Consider the following 17,103-nt stretch of genomic DNA (forward strand, 5'->3'; position numbering starts at 1 on the left):
ACAGGCAGGTTGATCCACATGACAGACAATATGTCCCTCGCCCAAGGGCGAAATTATCTGGCCATTCCGGGCCCTTCCGTGATTCCGGACGCGGTGCTGCAGGCCATGCACCGCCCGTCGCCCAATATCTATGCCGGTGAACTGGTCGAGATGATGCCCGACCTGACGGCCGACCTGCGCCGCGTGGCCCGTACACGGCACGAGGTGGCGATCTACATCGCCAACGGCCACGGCGCGTGGGAGGCGGCGCTGTCCAACGTTCTGGCGCCGGGGGAAACCGTGCTGGCTCCGGCTTCGGGGCGGTTCACCCATGGCTGGGCGGAAATGGCCGAGCGTCTGGGCGTCAAGGTCGAGTTGATCGATTTCGGTCCGTCCGACCCGTGGTACATGGACCGGATTGCACAGACCCTGCGGGCTGATGCCGACCACCGGATCAAGGCGGTTCTTGCGGTGCATGTGGACACGTCAAGCTCGATCCGCAACGACATTCCGGCGCTGCGGGCGCTGTTGGACGATCTGAACCACCCGGCATTGCTGATGGCGGACTGCATCGCCTCGCTGGGCTGCGACCGGTTCGAGATGGATGACTGGGGCGTCGATGTCATGGTCACCGCCTGCCAGAAGGGGCTGATGACCCCGGCGGGCATGTCCTTCGTGTTCTTCAACGACCGGGCCAAGGCCAAACGGGCCGCGATGCCGCGGGTTTCGGGCTATTGGGACTGGCAGCCGCGATCAGAGCCCGACTGGTTCTATCAGTATTTCGGCGGCACCGCGCCGACGCACCACCTGTATGGTCTGCGCGCCGCCCTGGATCTGATCCATGCCGAGGGGCTTGAGCACGTCTGGGCCCGCCATGCGCGGCTGGCACAAGCCGTCTGGGCTGCCTGCGAGGTCTGGGCCGAAGGCGGGGCGCTGCACCTGAACGTCTGCGATCGTGCGCATCGCAGCCATGCCGTCACCGCCTTGCGCTTGACCGAGGGTCGCGGCACCCCCCTGCGCAGCTATACCGAGCGGCATCTGGGCCTGACCCTTGGCATCGGGCTGGGCATGGCGGACGAGGAGTCATGTTTCCGGCTGGGCCACATGGGCCATCTGAACGGGCACATGGTCATGGGCCTGTTGGGCGGCATCGAAACCGCCATGGTCGCGTTGGAGATCCCGCGCGGGTCCGGCGCGCTCGAGGCTGCGGCGGCGGTTCTGGCGGGCTAGGCGCTGCGCGCCGCCGCCAGCGCCTGTGGCAGGGCGGCGGCAAAGGCGTTCAGGTCGGCTTCGGTGCCGCAACTGACGCGGATGCAGCGGTTCTGCGGGGCTGCAAATGGCATCCGCACGAAGATCCCCTGCGCCACCAGCGCCTCCAGCACCGCCTTGGCAAATGCTCCGTCGCGCCCGCAGTCGATCGCCACGAAATTGGTGGCCGAGGGCAGCGGGGCCAACCCGTTGTCACGCGCGATCGCGCCGATCCGGTCGCAGGCCGAGGCGATCTGTGCTTGTACCTGCGTCAGCCAGTCCTGATCGTGCAGGGCGGCCAGCGCCCCGGCCTGCGCCATGCGGTTCATGCCGAAATGGTTGCGCACCTTGTTGAAGGCCGAGATCAACCCGGGCGCTCCGATCGCATAGCCGACCCGTGCGCCGGCCATGCCGTAGACCTTGGAAAAGGTGCGCATCCGGATCACGCGCGGATCATCCGCCGCGACCGGCGCGGCGGTGCCGACGGGCGCGCATTCCACGTAAGCCTCGTCCAAAACCAGCAGACAGCCGTCCGGCAGGGCGTCCATCGCCGCGACGATGTCCGTGCCGCGATGCCAACTGCCCATCGGGTTGTCCGGGTTGGCCAGATAGACCAGCTTGGCGCCGACCTCGGCTGCCTTGGCGAACAAGGCGGCCGGGTCCTCGTGATCGTTGGCATAAGGCACCTTGTGGATCGTCCCGCCATAGCCCGCGACGTGGTAGTTGAAGGTGGGATAGGCCCCGTCCGAGGTCACGACCGCATCGCCCGGACCGACCATCAGGCGCACCAGATAGCCCAGCAGCCCGTCGATGCCTTCGCCGACCACGATGTTGTCGGGGCTGATCCCGTGATGATCGGCCAGCGCATGGCGCAGATCGTGGTTTTCGGGGTCGCCATACATCCAGATGCCGTCAGCGGCCTGCCGCATCGCCTCGATCGCGCGGGGCGAGGGGCCGAACACGCTCTCGTTTGCGCCCAGCCGGGCCACGAAGGGCGCGCCGTGCTGGCGCTCCTGCGTCTCGGGGCCGACGAAGGGCACGGTTGCGGGCAGGGATTGTGCAAGCGGGGTGTATCTGGGTCCGGTCATGGGCGCAGATAATCCCAAGGGCATGGCCGGGGCAAGCCTTGCATGAGGCCGGGGTGTCCGCACCGGTCTGCCCTCACGTCGGGCTGGCGTCGGCTGCGGGTTTCGGGGCATTGTTTGCCCGGAACATCAAACCCGGAGGCCCAGATGGCGCGCGTATCAGTCGAATACAGGAACCACATCGCCCATGTCACCCTGACCCGCGGCGACAAGATGAACGCGCTGGATGATGCGATGGTCAAGGCGATCCTGGCAGCGGGGCAAGAGGTCGCCGCCTCGGACGCCCGGGCCGTGGTCCTGTCGGGCGAGGGCAAAAGCTTCTGCGCGGGCCTCGACATGGCCAGCTTCGCGGCCATGGCGCACAAGGACCCGACCGAGTGGCTGATGACCCGCAGCCATGACGACGCGAATGAGATGCAGGAGCTGGCGCTGATCTGGCGCCGCGTGCCGGTGCCGGTGATCTGCGCCATTCAGGGCGTGGCCTATGGCGGTGGACTGCAGATCGCGCTGGGTGCCGATATCCGCATTGCCCATCCCGATGCCAAGCTGGCCGTGATGGAGATGAAATGGGGCATCATCCCCGACATGGGCGGCATGGTCCTGTTGCCGAAACTGGTACGGTCCGACGTGCTGCGCATGCTGACCTATACCGCGCGGCCCATCGGTGCCGCCCAGGCCGCCGACTGGGGGTTGGTCACCAGCCTGTCGGATGATCCGCTGACCGAAGCCATCGCGCTGGCCGAGGATATTGCGGGCAAGAGCCCCTCGGCCATCCGCGCCGCGAAACGCCTGATCGAGGTGGCCGAAACCAAGTCGCGCGCCGAGGTTCTGCTGGCCGAATCCGCCGAACAGGTCGAGCTGATCGGCAAACCCGACCAGATGGAAGTGGTAATGGCCCAGATGCAGGGCCGCAAGCCCGATTTCAAGTAAACCTCGCGGGCCGCGGCCAGGTGGGCCTCAGCCCCGCAGACGCGTCGTCACCCCATAGGCGATGCCGCCTGCCAGCAGACCCCAGACCGCCGCGCCCAGGCCAAACACGGTGATGCCCGAGGCGGTGATAGCAAAGGTAAGGATCGCGGCTTCGCGCTCGGCCGGAACCTCGAGCGCGGCGAAGGTGGCATTGGCCATGACCCCGATCAGTGCGACGCCGGTCAACGTGCCCATCAGCATCGGATCAGCATGGGCGGCAAACCCGGTGATGGCCACGGCGAATACCCCGAACAGGCAATAGAACACCCCGGCCATGACCGCAGACCAATAGCGCTGATCCCGGTCGGGGTGGCTGTCCTCGTTCGAGCACATGGCGGCGGTAATGGCCGCAAGGCAGGTCGCCGGCGCGCCGAAGGGGGCCGACAGGATGCTGGCCCCGCCCACGGCCGAGAACAGCCGCCCTGCGACCGGGGCATAGCCAAAGCTGCGCATGACCGCGATGCCGGGGATGTTCTGCGTGGCCATCGTGACCACGAACAGCGGCACCCCGATGCCGATCATCGACGCCACCGAAAAGGTGGGCGTGATCCAGACCGGCGCGGCCAGCAGGTGGTCGGGGCGCACCGACGGTCCGTCAGAGAACAGAACGACAACCAGTGCGGCGGCCAGTACGGCGGCGGGAACCGCCAGTAGTCTGTGCACACGTCCGGCGATGAACCAGGTCAGGATCACCGGCAGGGCCTGCCAGGGGATCTCGACCGCGGCCTGAAACGGGACGATGCACAGCGGCAGCAGCACTCCGCCCAGCATCGCCTGCGCCAGCGTGGTGGGAATCGCCGCCGCCAACCGTCCCAGCGGGCGCCACATTCCGGCCAGCACGGCCAGCGCACCCGCAAACAGGAACGCGCCGATGGCATCTGAGAAACCCGCGGCCGGCGCGGCCGAAACCGCCAGCAGCGCCGCACCGGGCGTGGACCAGGCCACGCTGATCGGTTGGCGGTACCACAGGCTGAGCACGATCGCAGCCAGCCCCATGGCAAGGGCGGCCATCATCAGCCCCGATGCCGCCTGCGGCCCCGAAGCGCCCATGGCGTCCAGCCCCTGCAGGACAATCGGAAAGGAACTGAAAAAGCCGACTACGGCCACGACCAGCCCGGTTGAAACGGTCTGCATCGGCGGAAAGGGTCTGGACATGGGGGCCTCGGTGGATTGGTCCCGAGATTGCTAGCAACCGTTTGGCCCGGTGAACAGGGCCGGGTGGAAAAAACCCCGCCGGGCGCGCGGCGGGGTTTCGTCAAGCTGCGGAGGGCTGACGGATCAGGCGATCTCGGCCAGTCGGGCCAGCGCCTCGTTGATGCGGGCCTCTTCCTCTTCGCGGGCGGCCAGGTTGGCCTTGGCCTCTTCCACCACCTCTTCCGGGGCCGAGGCCACGAATTTGGGGTTGTTGAGACGCCCGCGCAGACCGCCCAGTTCCTTGGCCAGTTTGCCCTTGGCTTTTTCCAGCCGTTCCTTCTCGGCGCCGATGTCGATGATGTCGGCCAGCGGCAGGCCAAAGGACGCGCCGGGCGCCGCGATCGAGATCGTGCCCTTGGGCAGCGTATCGGCCTTGGTCAGGCTGTCGATCCGGGCCAGCCGTTTGATCAGCGCCTCGTTCCGGTCCCAGGCGGCCTGGCCGTGGGCGTCGATCTCGGTCACCAGCATCGGCACGTACAGGCCCGCCGGAACGCGCATCTGGGCGCGGGCCGAGCGGGTGTTCTCGATCACCGAGATCACCCAGTTCATCTCGCGATCCGCGTCGGCATCGACCAGATCGGCGGCGGCATAGGTTGGCCAGTCGGCATGCACCAGCATCTTGGGCCGCGCGCCGGTCAGGCCCCACAGCTCTTCGGTGATGAAGGGCATGATCGGGTGCAGCAGGATCAGGCACTGGTCCAGAACCCAGCGCATGGTGGCGCGGGTCTCGGCCTGGGCCTCGGCATCGTCGCCCTGCAGCAGCGGTTTGGACAATTCCACGTACCAGTCACAAACCTTGCCCCAGACGAAGGCATAAAGCGCATTGGCCGCGTCATTGAAGCGATAGCTCTCCAGCGCGGCGTCGACCTCTTCGCGCACGCGGGCGGTTTCGCCGATGATCCAGCGGTTTACTGCGGCCTTGGGCTGCAGGTCGGCCACGTCCAGTTGCGGGACTGCGTCGGTGAAGACCTCGTTCATCTCGGCAAAGCGGACGGCGTTCCACAGCTTGGTGCCAAAGTTGCGATAACCGGTGATCCGCTCGCGCGACAGTTTCAGCACGCCGCCGATGGCCGCCATCGAGGCGTTGGTGAAGCGCAGCGCGTCGGCGCCGAACTCGTCCACGATTTCCAGCGGGTCGATGACGTTGCCGGTGGTCTTGGACATCTTCTTGCCCTTCTCGTCGCGGACGAGCTGGTGCAGATAGACGGTGTGGAACGGGATTTCGTTCACCACGGCCAGCTGCATCATCATCATCCGGGCGACCCAGAAGAACAGGATGTCGAACCCGGTGATCAGGACATCGGTGGGGAAGTAGCGCTGCAACTCCTCGGTCTGTTCGGGCCAGCCCAGCGTGCCGATGGGCCACAGGCCGGACGAGAACCAGGTGTCCAGCACATCCGGGTCGCGCCAGACCGGATAGACCAGCTTGGTCGGGTCGCGGTCGATGGCGTATTGTGCCAGGCTTTCGGCGAACCGGTGGATCGCCTCGTGCTTGTCGGCCACCTCGATTACCGTGGCGTGGCTGAGCGGGCTGGGAATGTCGGCATTGTCATCCAGGAACTTCCCGGTGACGTCCTCGAAGCTGGCGGCGCACTCCATGACCGTGCCCCGGTGCAGCATGCCGCCTTCGTTCAGCAGCCGGCCCAGTTCGACCAGGTCCAACTCGCCGTCGTTTTCGTCATCCTTGAAATCCTCGGCGGACAGGTCCAGCCCATACCAGACCGGAATCTGATGCCCCCACCACAGCTGGCGGCTGATGCACCAGGGTTCGATGTTTTCCAGCCAGTGGTAATAGGTCTTTTCGCCCGATTCCGGGATGATCTTGACCCGGCCATCGCGCACGGCGTCCAGCGCGGGGCCCACGATCTTTGACGTCTCGACGAACCACTGGTCGGTCAGCATCGGCTCGATCACCACCTTCGAGCGGTCGCCGAAGGGCTGCATGATCGGTTTGCTCTCGACCAGCGGCACCAGCGCGTCCGCGCCTTCGGCATCGGGTTTCAGCGCGGTCGATCCCAGGCGCGGATCATCCGCACGGGTCATCACGGCCAGACCTTCGGCGGTGATCTCTTCGACCACCTTGGCGCGCGCCTCGAATCGGTCCAGGCCGCGCAGGTGGTCGGGCACCAGGTTGATCGCGTCGATCTCGTTCTCGGTGAATTCGCGCCCGCGGGCATATTCCTGGGCCTTGGCGGCTTCGTCCGCGTAGGGCGCGCCGTCGGCCCGCATGTGGCCGCGCGTGTCCATCAGGCGGTACATCGGGATCTTGCCGCGCTTGGCCACCTGATAGTCGTTGAAATCATGCGCGCCGGTGATCTTCACCGCGCCCGAGCCGAAATTCGGGTCGGGGTATTCGTCGGTGATGATCGGGATCTGGCGGCGATGCTCTTTCGGGCCCACCGGGATTTCGCACAGCTTGCCGACGATGGGCGCATAGCGTTCGTCCGACGGGTGCACCGCAACCGCGCCGTCGCCCAGCATGGTTTCGGGGCGGGTCGTGGCGATCGAGATGTAGTCGCGCTCTTCCTCGAGCACGATGTTCCCGTCCTCGTCCTTTTCGACGTAGGTGTAGGTATCGCCCCCGGCCAGCGGGTACTTGAAGTGCCACATATGGCCGGCGACCTCGATATTCTCGACCTCGAGGTCCGAGATCGCGGTCTCAAAATGCGGGTCCCAGTTGACCAGCCGCTTGCCGCGGTAGATCAGGCCCTTGTCGTACATGTCGACAAAGACCTTGATGACCGCGTCATGGAAGTTGGGGCTGTTTTCGTGGCCCGTGCGCGGGTCGCCGGCCGCACCGGCCATGGTGAAGGCGTTGCGCGACCAGTCGCACGAAGAGCCGAGGCGTTTCAGCTGCTCGATGATGGTGCCGCCGTATTCGCCCTTCCACTCCCAGACTTTCTCAAGGAACTTCTCACGGCCCAGTTCGTTCCGGCCGGGTTGTTGCGTGGCGGCGAGCATCTTCTCGACCTGCATCTGCGTGGCGATGCCGGCATGGTCCTGCCCGGGCTGCCACAACGTGTCGAACCCGCGCATCCGGTGCCAGCGGGTCAGAATGTCCTGCAGGGTGTTGTTGAACGCATGGCCCACATGCAGCGCGCCGGTCACGTTCGGCGGCGGGATCATGATGCAAAAGCTTTCGTCGCGCGACTTGTTCGCGCCTGCCTTGAAGGCTCCGGCCTGTTCCCAGGCCTTGTAGATCCGGGCCTCGGCCTCGGCCGCGTTGAATGTCTTGTCCATCGCCATCGGGTGCGTCCTGCGTCATCGATCTTGGGTCAGCGCCTGCAATAGCGAATGGCGGCGGGAAGGGAAAGGGCCAAGCACCTCGCGCACTGGACATCCGCCGCATCAAGGCTAGGGTCGCGGTCTGAGGCAGCGAAAGGGGCGCGTCATGGAAAAGTTCGGCAAGAGCCAACCGGTCACCCGGACCGAGGATCAGCGGTTCCTGACCGGTCAGGGGCGCTACATGGACGATACGGTGCCGCCCGGTGCGCTGTACGCGGTGTTCTTTCGCAGCCCGGTGGCGCATGGCGACATCACCGCGCTGGACCTCGACGCCGCCCGCGCCGCGCCCGGTGTGCGGCTGGTGCTGACCATCGATGACCTGATCGCCGCCGGAATCGACCCGGTGCTGAGCGCCACGATCCTTGTCAACCGCGACGGCAGCCGCGCCGCCAGTCCCCCGCGCCACATGCTGGCCCGCGACCGGGTGCGCTTTGTCGGCGAGCCGGTGGCGATGGTCGTGGCCGAAACGCTGGCGCAGGCCCGCGACGCCGCCGAGCTGATCTGGATGGACACAGCCGACCGCCCCGCCAAGCTGGACCTTGCGCCGGGCGGTGAGCCGCTGCACCCCGAGGCCCCCGACAACCGCGCCTTTGACTGGGCCGTGGGCGACGAGGCCGCGACCCAAGCCGCCTTTAACGCTGCCGCTCATGTCGTGTCGCTGCAGGTGGCCGACAACCGGGTGATCGTGAACTCAATCGAGCCGCGCGGCTGCAACGCGGTCTGGTCCGACGGGCGGCTGCATTTCAGCTATGGCGGGCAGGGCGTCTGGGGGATGAAGGCGCAGCTGGCCGACAAGCTGCGGCTGGACCCGCAGGCGGTCCATGTCACCACGCCCGATGTGGGCGGCGGGTTCGGCATGAAGGCGATGCCGTACCCCGAGTATTTCTCGGTCGCAGTAGCGGCGATGCAACTGGGCCAGCCCGTGCACTGGATGTCGGACCGGACCGAGGCGATGCTGTCCGACCACCACGGGCGCGACCTGACCTCGCTGGCCGAACTGGCCTTTGACGAGCATCTTCGCATCACCGCCTACCGGGTCCACAGCCGCTGCAACCTGGGCGCGTACAACAGCCATTTCGGCCAGGCGATCCAGACCAACCTGTTCAAATGCGTGCTGCCCGGCGTCTATGACGTGCAGAAAACCTATCTGCGGGTTGAAGGGTTCTATACCAACACCACCCAGGTCGATGCCTATCGCGGTGCCGGCCGCCCCGAGGCGATCTATGTGCTGGAACGCGCGATGGATCGCGCCGCGCGCGAGCTGGGCGTCGACCCGTGGAAGCTGCGCCGCCGCAACTTCATCCGGCCCGAGGCCTTTCCCTATGTCTCGGCGACCGGTGAAACCTATGACGTGGGCGATTTCGGAATGGTCCTGTCCCGCGCCGCCGAACAGACCGATGGTTTCGCCGCGCGCAAGGCCGCCGACGCCGAACGCGGCCTGATCCGGGGGCAGGGGCTTTGTTACTATATCGAAAGCATTCTGGGCGACCCTTCCGAAGGCGCAAAAATCGAATTCGGTCAGGATGGCACCGTGAACCTTTATGTTGGGACGCAATCGAACGGGCAGGGGCATGAGACGGTCTATGCCCAGTTCCTGTCGGACCAGACGGGAATTCCGGCCGACCGGATCCGTGTCGTACAGGGTGACAGCGACCGTCTGGCGCAGGGCGGCGGTACCGGCGGGTCGCGCTCGGTCACGGTACAAAGCGCGGCGACCCTGGTCACGATTGACCAGATGATTGCCGCATTCACGCCCTATCTGGCGGATAAATTGGGGGTCGAGGAAAGCGATGTGACCTTCGACCATGAAACCTTTCGCGCGCCGGGGTCGAACCTGACGCCCACGCTGATCGAAGCGGCCGAGATGGCCCGCGCGGATGCCCGCACCGACCTGCTGCAGCACGAGGCCCGCACGCGGCTCGAGGCGCGCAGCTATCCCAACGGCGCCCATGTTGCCGAGATCGTGATCGACCCGGAAACCGGCACGACGACGGTCGACCGCTATACGGTCGTCGATGATTTCGGCAATCTCATCAACCCCATGCTGGCCGAAGGGCAGGTGCATGGCGGGGTGGCTCAGGGTATCGCCCAGGCGCTGTGCGAGCACGTGGTGCATGATGGTGAGGGGCAGTTGCTCACGGCAACGTTCATGGATTACGCCTTGCCGCGCGCCGCTGACATACCCATGATTAGGTTTACCTCGGCGCCGGTTCCGTCGACCGCCAACCCCATGGGAATGAAAGGATGCGGCGAGGCAGGCACCGTTGGCGCATTGGCCGCGGTTGCAAATGCGGTGCAGGATGCGCTCTGGGATCATGGGGTGCGGCAGGCTGACATGCCGTTCACTCCGGTCAAGGTTTGGGAATTGTTGTCGAATGGTACTGTCGCGGTTCGGTAAGAAGATACTTGGATGGCTCGGCCGCCCCCTGCGGTCCGAGCATTCTGCCGAAACGCGCCACCGCGAACCCATCAGTCATGTCATCATCCTGGACGGAACGATGTCGACCCTGGAGCCCGGCTTCGAAACCCATGCCGGCCAGACCTTTCGATTGTGCTGTGAAATGGGCAATCGGGTCTCGGTCTTCTATGAAGCGGGCGTGCAATGGGAGAGCTGGAAATCCACGCTGGACGTGATGATGGGGCGGGGGATCAATCGCCAGATCCGCAGGGCCTACGGCTATCTTGCCTCGCGGTACAAGCCCGGCGATCGGATCTACTTCATCGGCTATTCCCGCGGCGCCTATGGTGTGCGCAGCCTTGCCGGCGTCATCGATATGATCGGTCTGTTGCAGGCCGAGCATGCGACCGAGCGCAACATCAAGCAGGCCTACCGGCATTATGAGTGCAACCCGGGCGGGCAGGCGGCGCAAGACTTTCGCCGGAATTTCTGCCACGACGGCGTCGAAATTGAGATGATCGGCGTCTGGGACACGGTCAAGGCATTGGGACTGCGCCTGCCGCTGCTGTGGCGCATGGCCGAAGAGCGGCATTCATTTCACAACCACCACCTCGGGCCGTCCACCCGGCACGGGTATCATGCGCTGGCGCTGGATGAAACGCGAGAGGTCTTCACGCCGATCCTTTGGTCGACCGCACCGGATTTCCGAGGCCATTGCGAACAGGTTTGGTTCCGCGGCACGCATGGTGACGTCGGGGGGCAACTCAGCGGGTTCGAGCCCGCGCGACCGCTGGCCAACATTTCGCTGGTGTGGATGCTCGACAAGGCCGAGTTGCATGGTCTGCCGCTGCCTGAAGACTGGCGCAACCGCTTTCCCACTGATCCCCATGCACCGTCGGTCGGGACGTGGCGGGGGTGGGGCAAGATCTTCCTGCTGCGCAAGCATCGCACCGTAGGTCAGGACCCGTCCGAACGCCTGCATGTCTCGGTTTCGCCCGGCGAACTGCCCAAATGGGTGAATTTGCCGGCAGGGCCGCATTCACATCCGGCGCAGTAACGGTCAGTCAAACTTCGCCGGGCTGGGTGACTTGCCGTTCGCCTGAAACGCAGCGTGGATGTCTTTTTCCAGATTGCGTGTCCGGGACAGGTCCGGCAACGCATCCGGGGCGAAAAACGCCGCTTCGCTGGTTTCGGGGCCCGGTATCGGGGTGGCGGCATCCAAAGGGCTACACAGGAAGAACAGTTTGTAGAAGTCCCGTGGATCTGGCGGGTAGGGATGCCGTGCCTTGTGGCGTACGGCATAGAGTGTCTGCGCCGTGACACGCAGACCGGCTTCCTCCAAGACTTCGCGTTCGATGTTCTCCGCCGGAGAGCTGCCGATATCGGCAAAACCGCCAGGCATCGCCCACAACCCGTCGCTGCGTTCCCGTACTAGCAGGATACCGCCGTTGCGAATTACGGCGGCGCGGATGTCGATGCTGGGTGTTGCGTATCCGCCCGTATGGGCAGGCATCGTCATTTCGATCTGTGACAAAGGCACCCGACCCAGATCGGACAGCATCGCGCGGGCCATTCCGGCGATCTCGTCATAGCGTTCGCGGTCGAACGGATCGGTGGTGAAATGCTGGCCGGTTTCGGCCAGCGCCAAAAGCCGTTTGGCCCGGGCCAGCCAGGTATCCTCCATCGCTGTCGGATCCTGGCGCATGGGCCTCAGCGACGCCGGTCGCGGCGCGAGCTCATGGGTTGGAAGGCGACGCCCACATGCGCCTCGCAATAGGGTTTGCCCGGCTCGGCCGGCAGACCGCAGAACCAGAAATCATCCGTGGCCGGATCGCCCACAGGCCATTTGCAGGTCTTTTCGGTCAGTTCCATCAGGGTCAGCTTCTTGGCCTTCTTTTCGACCTCGTTGACCTTGGCCAGCGCCTCGGGGCTGATTTCATTGGCCGAAGGCTGCGGCGGCAGCGGCTGGCCGGCCGGAATGATCTGGCGGCGCGGCGGCGTGGCCGGCTTTGCCTCGGCGGCCGGTGCGGCTGCTGCAGGGCGGGCCGGTTCGGTCTTGGGGGCGGGTTTGGGCTTGGCCTCGGCCTTGGGTGCGGGGGCCGGTTTTTCCTTGGGCTCGGCCTTGGCCGGAGCGGCGCCGGTGGTCCGGTTCGACAGGCCCAGGCGATGGACCTTGCCGATCACCGCATTGCGGGTGACCCCGCCCAGTTCCTTGGCGATCTGGCTGGCCGACTGGCCTTCGCCCCACATTTTCTTGAGCAGTTCAACGCGCTCGTCTGTCCAGGACATGGGTAGCCTTTCAAAAGCGGGAAAGCGGCCTCGGTCACGGGCCGCCTTCGGAATTCGTCTCAGCGCCCTATTCTAATCACTGCGGGCCGAGTTACAAGCGGTCATCGAATCAGATTGGGGGCAGGAATGCAGAATCTCGCGGATCAGGACATGCGCCGTTTCGGAGCGGTCAACTGGATGGGGTTGTGGACACTGGCTCAGCGCGAAACCCTGCGCTTTCTGGCGGTCTGGACGCAGACCCTGCTGGCGCCTCTGGTCACAGCGGGCCTGTTCCTGCTGATCTTCAACATCGCCGTCGGCCCAGGGCGACCGGATGTGATGGGCGTGCCGTTCCTGACATTCCTGGCGCCCGGGATCATGATGATGACGGTGATTCAGAACGCCTTTGCCAACACTTCGTCCTCGATGGTGATCTCGAAAGTGCAGGGCAACATCGTGGACACGCTGATGCCGCCGTTGTCCCCACTCGAGATCTTGCTGGGCTATCTGGCGGGCGGCATCGCACGGGGTGTGCTGATCGCGTTGATGCTGGCCGCTGCGCTGGCGCTTGGCTTGGGGCTGATGCCGCAGCATCCCGTGCTGGCCTTGGTTTTTGTCATTCTTGGGGGTGCGTTCATGGGCGCGCTGGGCCTGCTGGCAGGGGTTTTTGCCAACAAGTTCGATCAGATGGCCGCAATCACCAACTTCATCGTTACCCCGCTGGCGTTTCTGTCCGGCACCTTCTACTCGGTCGATGCGTTGCCGCCGTTGCTGAACAGGATCAGTCACGTGAACCCCGTTTTCTACCTGATCGACGGATTGCGATACGGCATGATCGGTGTGTCGGACAGCAACCCGATGTTGGGGATGGCCGTCTGTTTGCTGTCGACCCTGCTGATCTGCGCCGTCATCTGGCAAATGCTGCGGACCGGTTACCGTTTGAAGGCCTAGGCAGCTTCGGACAACGAACCGGGCTGCAGCGGTACGCGAGGGCGTCCCAGCCGCGGGTGCAGTCGTGCGGCCACGGACCAGGCTCCCAGCATTGCAAGCCCACCTGCCGCAAAAACACCAGCCACCGGTGTCGCCAGCAACACCAAGGCGGCAACGCCCGGTGTCAGAATTCCCGAAACGTCGCGATAGCTGGAATAGATTGCGGACATCTCTGTCCGCTCGGACGGCTTCACCGCCATCAGGAATGGCAGCCCGGCACATATGTCCAGCACGATCAACCAGATTGACCCCATGACCAGTGCGACGACCGATGCCACCGGCCAGCCCGAGAGAAATGCAGCCAACAGAAAACATGTGGCGCAGGCGGCAAAGCCTGTTCGCACGGCGCTGCGCAGTGACCGGTTCTGGACCCAGCGCAGAATCAGGGGGGCAGCAAACAGCATGGCGTTCGTGGCGGACAAAAGCGTGCCGCCCAATTGCTCACCCAACCCGTTTTCGATGGCGAAAATCGGAAGGTAGACCACATAGATCCACCAGCCACAGGACCGGATCATGGCAAACAGATACCCGGCCACCAGCCGCGGTTGGGCAAAGAACCGTCGCAGAAATGACAGCGGATTCTTCGTCGCACCTCTGGCCTTGGTAATCAGTTTGCCGTTGCCCAGACGCATGGCCCAGAACATGATCAGCATCCCAGTGGCGGCGGCCGTGCTGATGACGAAAGGGGCAGGGGCCCATAATTCCATCAGCATCACGCCTGCCATCGGCCCCGCTGTCCAACCCAGCGCGCTGTAGAACATCCGGCTCGTTTCGCAGCGGCCGAGCTCGATCTTGCTGATGTAGTCCAAAACGTAGGCGTTGAAGCAGATGAAAGTCACCACCGCGGCCACGGTGTTCAGCGCAAGTGCGCCGATCACGGCCTTGGGGCTGCCGTCGATGGCCAGAAGAGCGCCGGTGATGAACATAACGCAGCCAGCGGTGTAAGCCCATCGCCGCGGGACATAACGGATCAGGAACGGCACCATCAGTCCGGCCAATAACGAAACGAGGCCGACCAGAAAGTAAACGAGCGAGACGGACCCGGCGTCGCCCATGGCCCGGTACATCACCAAGGGGAACACGGAAATCAGGATGCCGCGAACCACGGCCTCGAACCCGGCAAGTATTCCGAACTTGCGAACGGAGGGCGCGGGCGCATGACGGACCCATTCCGGGATTCGGCGTTCGTGCATCGGGCAATCTCTCTAACCAACCGCATTCAGGGTGCGTCATGCGGTGTCGGTTTCATGAGAGTTTGCGACATCGGGGTCGCCTGCGGACAAGGCCGTAGAAAAAATCCTAGCGGCGTCTGGCTCGGGCCTCGCGCCAGACAAGGATCAGCGCTCCGGTCAGAATGACCCCTGAGCCCAGCAAACTGACCCAATCCGGAACGACCCGGAACACCGCAAAGTCATAAAGCGCGGCGAATATCAGCGTTGCATAGCTGATTGGCGCTACGAACGAGGCATCTGCCCGGGCCATTCCATTGACGAAGCAGGCCTGCGCGCAAGCCATCAGAAAACCAATGCCGGCCAAAGCCGCCCACTGAGCGGGCGATGGTGGCTGCCAGACGGTTGCGACCGCGATGCTGGCAATCGTCAAGCCCATGGCATTGTTGATGAGCAGGATCTGGATGGGGCTCTCGCGGCCAGACAGCTTTTTGATGAAGATCAGTTCCATCCCGATCACTGCCGCCGCCGCCAAGGCCAGCAGAGCCGCGGGTTGAAAGCTGTCGGGGGTCGGGCGCAGCAGGATGATGGCCCCCGTCAAAGCCACCGCCGCCGCCAACCAGCGCCAAGGCCCCACGGTCTCTTTCAGCAGAGGAATGGCCAGAACCATCGCGAAAACAGGGTTCAGAAACGATATCGCCGTGGCATCGGCTATGGGGATATAGGCGACCGACGCGAACATCAGAGTAATGCCAGACCACCCGAAACTGGTGCGTCCGACATGCAGGCCCCAGTGGGGACGCCGTAGTTGGGGACGCAGAACGCCAACCGCTGCCACGATGACCACAAATGCGAACAGGAACCGGCCATGGCTGATCTGCATCGGGTGCAGGGGCGGGCCCAGTGTCTCGGTGCCCAGAGCTTTGGCCAGCAATGTCGTGCCCGCGATGAAAGCGCTGGCGCAGAAGATAAGTACGGCTGCCAGGGCAGGGTTGTGGGCTTGTGGTGAGAACATGGGCCATCGGTGCGCCAGCGTAAAAGAAATGACAAGCCCGAATTGCAAGGCGCCCGACCCGCGCCTGCAAAAAATCCATGGGCGGATACATTTTGCCTTTCCACACTGGGTTGGCCCCGCTATACGGGCACCCATGATCAAACTCGCGCATATCCTGCCGCTCCGACGCCGACGCATCACCGCGTAACCGGCCCGTTTGATCCTGCGCGCGCGACCCAAATCCGCGCATCTCTCACCAAATCTGTTGACGAACCCGGTCTCAGTGTTTCAGTCACTGGGTTCAAGTTTTCCAAAAAGGATGATCCGATGATCCCGTCCGTTCTGCCGACCTACAATCGTGCTCCGCTGACCTTCGTTAAGGGCGAAGGCGCCTGGCTGACCGAGGCGGACGGCCGACGTTTCCTTGATCTAGGCGCGGGGATTGCGGTGAATGCGCTGGGCCATGCCCACCCGGCACTGGTCGGGGCCTTGACTGAACAGGCGCACGCGCTGTGGCACGTGTCGAACCTGTACCATATTCCGCAGCAGCAGGCGCTGGCCGACAAGCTGGTGGATCTGACCTTTGCCGACACGGTGTTCTTCACCAATTCGGGCACCGAGTCCTGCGAATTGGCGGTCAAGATGGCCCGCAAATACTTCTACGATCAGGGGCAACCCGAGCGGGTGGAGATCATCACGTTTGATGGGTCTTTCCATGGGCGTTCTTCAGCGGGCATCGCCGCTGCCGGGTCCGAGAAAATGACCAAGGGGTTCGGCCCGCTGCTGCCGGGGTTCGTGCATGTCGCCTTCGGCGATCTGGACGGTGTGACCAACGCGATCAGCGACAAGACCGCCGCGATCATGATCGAGCCGATCCAGGGCGAGGGCGGCATCCGCCCCGTCCCCGATGTCGAGCTCAAGGCCCTGCGCCAGATCTGCGACGACAACGGCTTGCTGCTGATCCTCGACGAGGTGCAGTGCGGCGTCGGCCGGACCGGGAAACTCTTTGCCCATGAATGGGCGGGCATCACGCCCGACATCATGATGGCGGCCAAGGGTATCGGTGGCGGCTTCCCGTTAGGTGCGGTGCTGGCTACCGAAGCGGCCGCCAGCGGCATGACCGCGGGCACCCATGGGTCGACCTATGGCGGCAACCCGCTGGGCTGCGCGGTGGGCTGCGCGGTTCTGGACCACGTGGCAACCCCGGCCTTCCTGGACGGCGTCAACCGAAAGGCGGGTCTGCTACGCCAAAAGCTCGAGGGCCTAGTCGCCGATCACCCCGACGTGTTCGAAGAGGTCCGCGGATCCGGCCTGATGCTGGGCCTGAAATGCAAGGCGCCCAATGCCGATGTGGTCGCGGCCGGTTATGACAACGAAGTCATCACCGTGCCCGCGGCCGACAACGTGATCCGCCTGCTGCCGCCTCTGACCCTGACCGAGGATGACATCGCCCAAGCTTTGATCCGTCTCGAGAAAGCCGCCCGGCAGGTTCAAGGCCAACTCGCCTCGGCCTGACGCCACCCC

Annotated in this window: 13 protein-coding genes; 6 read left to right on the forward strand and 7 right to left on the reverse strand. The window is 64.6% G+C overall.

The features are described 5' to 3' along the window. Positions 1-18 precede the first annotated feature (18 nt). On the forward strand, positions 19-1,209 hold the full coding sequence (locus ACR0FC_RS01045) for a pyridoxal-phosphate-dependent aminotransferase family protein (RefSeq protein ID WP_170337558.1): 1,191 nt from the start codon (positions 19-21) through the stop codon (positions 1,207-1,209). Here ACR0FC_RS01045 and ACR0FC_RS01050 read toward each other — a convergent pair. Further along, a complete protein-coding gene (locus tag ACR0FC_RS01050; protein ID WP_170337559.1) occupies positions 1,206-2,315 on the reverse strand; it encodes a pyridoxal phosphate-dependent aminotransferase in 1,110 nt (369 codons plus the stop codon). The two genes, ACR0FC_RS01045 and ACR0FC_RS01050, sit on opposite strands and share 4 nt — an antisense overlap. Positions 2,316-2,459: 144 nt before the next feature. Between ACR0FC_RS01050 and ACR0FC_RS01055 the strand changes: the two genes are divergently transcribed. Continuing rightward, positions 2,460-3,242: a crotonase/enoyl-CoA hydratase family protein gene (locus tag ACR0FC_RS01055; protein ID WP_170337560.1), complete on the forward strand. Its 783-nt coding sequence runs from the start codon at positions 2,460-2,462 to the stop codon at positions 3,240-3,242. 27 nt (positions 3,243-3,269) lie between these two features. Here ACR0FC_RS01055 and ACR0FC_RS01060 read toward each other — a convergent pair whose 3' ends face one another. After that, positions 3,270-4,436: a benzoate/H(+) symporter BenE family transporter gene (locus tag ACR0FC_RS01060; RefSeq protein ID WP_254437744.1), complete on the reverse strand. Its 1,167-nt coding sequence runs from the start codon at positions 4,434-4,436 to the stop codon at positions 3,270-3,272. Between the two features lie 123 nt (positions 4,437-4,559). Further along, complete coding sequence (locus tag ACR0FC_RS01065) at positions 4,560-7,721, reverse strand: valine--tRNA ligase (protein ID WP_170337561.1); 3,162 nt, start codon at positions 7,719-7,721, stop codon at positions 4,560-4,562. A 145-nt stretch (positions 7,722-7,866) separates the two neighbouring features. On the opposite strand from ACR0FC_RS01065, the gene ACR0FC_RS01070 reads away from it, so the two are divergent. Both ACR0FC_RS01070 and ACR0FC_RS01075 read left to right on the forward strand, forming a co-directional pair. Further along, complete coding sequence (locus tag ACR0FC_RS01070) at positions 7,867-10,158, forward strand: xanthine dehydrogenase family protein molybdopterin-binding subunit (protein ID WP_170337562.1); 2,292 nt, start codon at positions 7,867-7,869, stop codon at positions 10,156-10,158. Next, a complete protein-coding gene (locus tag ACR0FC_RS01075) occupies positions 10,136-11,215 on the forward strand; it encodes a DUF2235 domain-containing protein (RefSeq protein WP_170337563.1) in 1,080 nt (359 codons plus the stop codon). Before ACR0FC_RS01070 ends, ACR0FC_RS01075 begins: the two co-directional genes overlap by 23 nt. A gap of 3 nt (positions 11,216-11,218) precedes the next feature. Here the strand turns inward: ACR0FC_RS01075 and ACR0FC_RS01080 are convergent, their stop codons facing one another. Both ACR0FC_RS01080 and ACR0FC_RS01085 read right to left on the reverse strand, forming a co-directional pair. Further along, positions 11,219-11,863 carry an NUDIX hydrolase gene (locus ACR0FC_RS01080; RefSeq protein WP_217354880.1) on the reverse strand — a complete coding sequence of 215 codons (645 nt, stop codon included), beginning with the start codon at positions 11,861-11,863 and terminating at the stop codon, positions 11,219-11,221. A 5-nt stretch (positions 11,864-11,868) separates the two neighbouring features. Continuing rightward, on the reverse strand, positions 11,869-12,447 hold the full coding sequence (locus tag ACR0FC_RS01085) for a GcrA family cell cycle regulator (RefSeq protein WP_093962717.1): 579 nt from the start codon (positions 12,445-12,447) through the stop codon (positions 11,869-11,871). Positions 12,448-12,573: 126 nt separating this feature from the next. Here ACR0FC_RS01085 and ACR0FC_RS01090 point away from each other — a divergent pair, with 126 nt between their 5' ends. Continuing rightward, positions 12,574-13,377, forward strand: coding sequence for an ABC transporter permease (locus tag ACR0FC_RS01090; RefSeq protein ID WP_170337564.1), 804 nt, complete (start codon positions 12,574-12,576; stop codon positions 13,375-13,377). Here ACR0FC_RS01090 and ACR0FC_RS01095 read toward each other — a convergent pair. Together ACR0FC_RS01095 and ACR0FC_RS01100 are read right to left on the reverse strand one after the other, a co-directional pair. Continuing rightward, entirely contained in the window at positions 13,374-14,609 is a 1,236-nt protein-coding gene (locus tag ACR0FC_RS01095; RefSeq protein ID WP_170337565.1) for an MFS transporter, read from the reverse strand. The genes ACR0FC_RS01090 and ACR0FC_RS01095 overlap by 4 nt on opposite strands. Positions 14,610-14,715: 106 nt before the next feature. Then, positions 14,716-15,600 carry a DMT family transporter gene (locus tag ACR0FC_RS01100; RefSeq protein ID WP_170337566.1) on the reverse strand — a complete coding sequence of 295 codons (885 nt, stop codon included), beginning with the start codon at positions 15,598-15,600 and terminating at the stop codon, positions 14,716-14,718. Positions 15,601-15,906: 306 nt separating this feature from the next. Between ACR0FC_RS01100 and ACR0FC_RS01105 the strand changes: the two genes are divergently transcribed. Beyond that, a complete protein-coding gene (locus tag ACR0FC_RS01105; protein WP_170337567.1) occupies positions 15,907-17,094 on the forward strand; it encodes an aspartate aminotransferase family protein in 1,188 nt (395 codons plus the stop codon). Positions 17,095-17,103: the final 9 nt, after the last annotated feature.

It is taken from the genome of Ruegeria sp. BB9 (assembly GCF_056539345.1).

What these genes read in the sequence shown, in the direction of transcription:
- ACR0FC_RS01060 (WP_254437744.1), bottom strand. Translation starts at nt 4,436, where the DNA reads ATGTCCAGACCCTTTCCGCCGATGCAGACCGTTTCAACCGGGCTGGTC.
- ACR0FC_RS01075 (WP_170337563.1), top strand. Translation starts at nt 10,136, where the DNA reads ATGGTACTGTCGCGGTTCGGTAAGAAGATACTTGGATGGCTCGGCCGC.
- ACR0FC_RS01050 (WP_170337559.1), bottom strand. Translation starts at nt 2,315, where the DNA reads ATGACCGGACCCAGATACACCCCGCTTGCACAATCCCTGCCCGCAACC.
- ACR0FC_RS01080 (WP_217354880.1), bottom strand. Translation starts at nt 11,863, where the DNA reads ATGCGCCAGGATCCGACAGCGATGGAGGATACCTGGCTGGCCCGGGCC.
- ACR0FC_RS01085 (WP_093962717.1), bottom strand. Translation starts at nt 12,447, where the DNA reads ATGTCCTGGACAGACGAGCGCGTTGAACTGCTCAAGAAAATGTGGGGC.
- ACR0FC_RS01070 (WP_170337562.1), top strand. Translation starts at nt 7,867, where the DNA reads ATGGAAAAGTTCGGCAAGAGCCAACCGGTCACCCGGACCGAGGATCAG.
- ACR0FC_RS01045 (WP_170337558.1), top strand. Translation starts at nt 19, where the DNA reads ATGACAGACAATATGTCCCTCGCCCAAGGGCGAAATTATCTGGCCATT.
- ACR0FC_RS01100 (WP_170337566.1), bottom strand. Translation starts at nt 15,600, where the DNA reads ATGTTCTCACCACAAGCCCACAACCCTGCCCTGGCAGCCGTACTTATC.
- ACR0FC_RS01055 (WP_170337560.1), top strand. Translation starts at nt 2,460, where the DNA reads ATGGCGCGCGTATCAGTCGAATACAGGAACCACATCGCCCATGTCACC.
- ACR0FC_RS01095 (WP_170337565.1), bottom strand. Translation starts at nt 14,609, where the DNA reads ATGCACGAACGCCGAATCCCGGAATGGGTCCGTCATGCGCCCGCGCCC.
- ACR0FC_RS01065 (WP_170337561.1), bottom strand. Translation starts at nt 7,721, where the DNA reads ATGGCGATGGACAAGACATTCAACGCGGCCGAGGCCGAGGCCCGGATC.
- ACR0FC_RS01105 (WP_170337567.1), top strand. Translation starts at nt 15,907, where the DNA reads ATGATCCCGTCCGTTCTGCCGACCTACAATCGTGCTCCGCTGACCTTC.
- ACR0FC_RS01090 (WP_170337564.1), top strand. Translation starts at nt 12,574, where the DNA reads ATGCAGAATCTCGCGGATCAGGACATGCGCCGTTTCGGAGCGGTCAAC.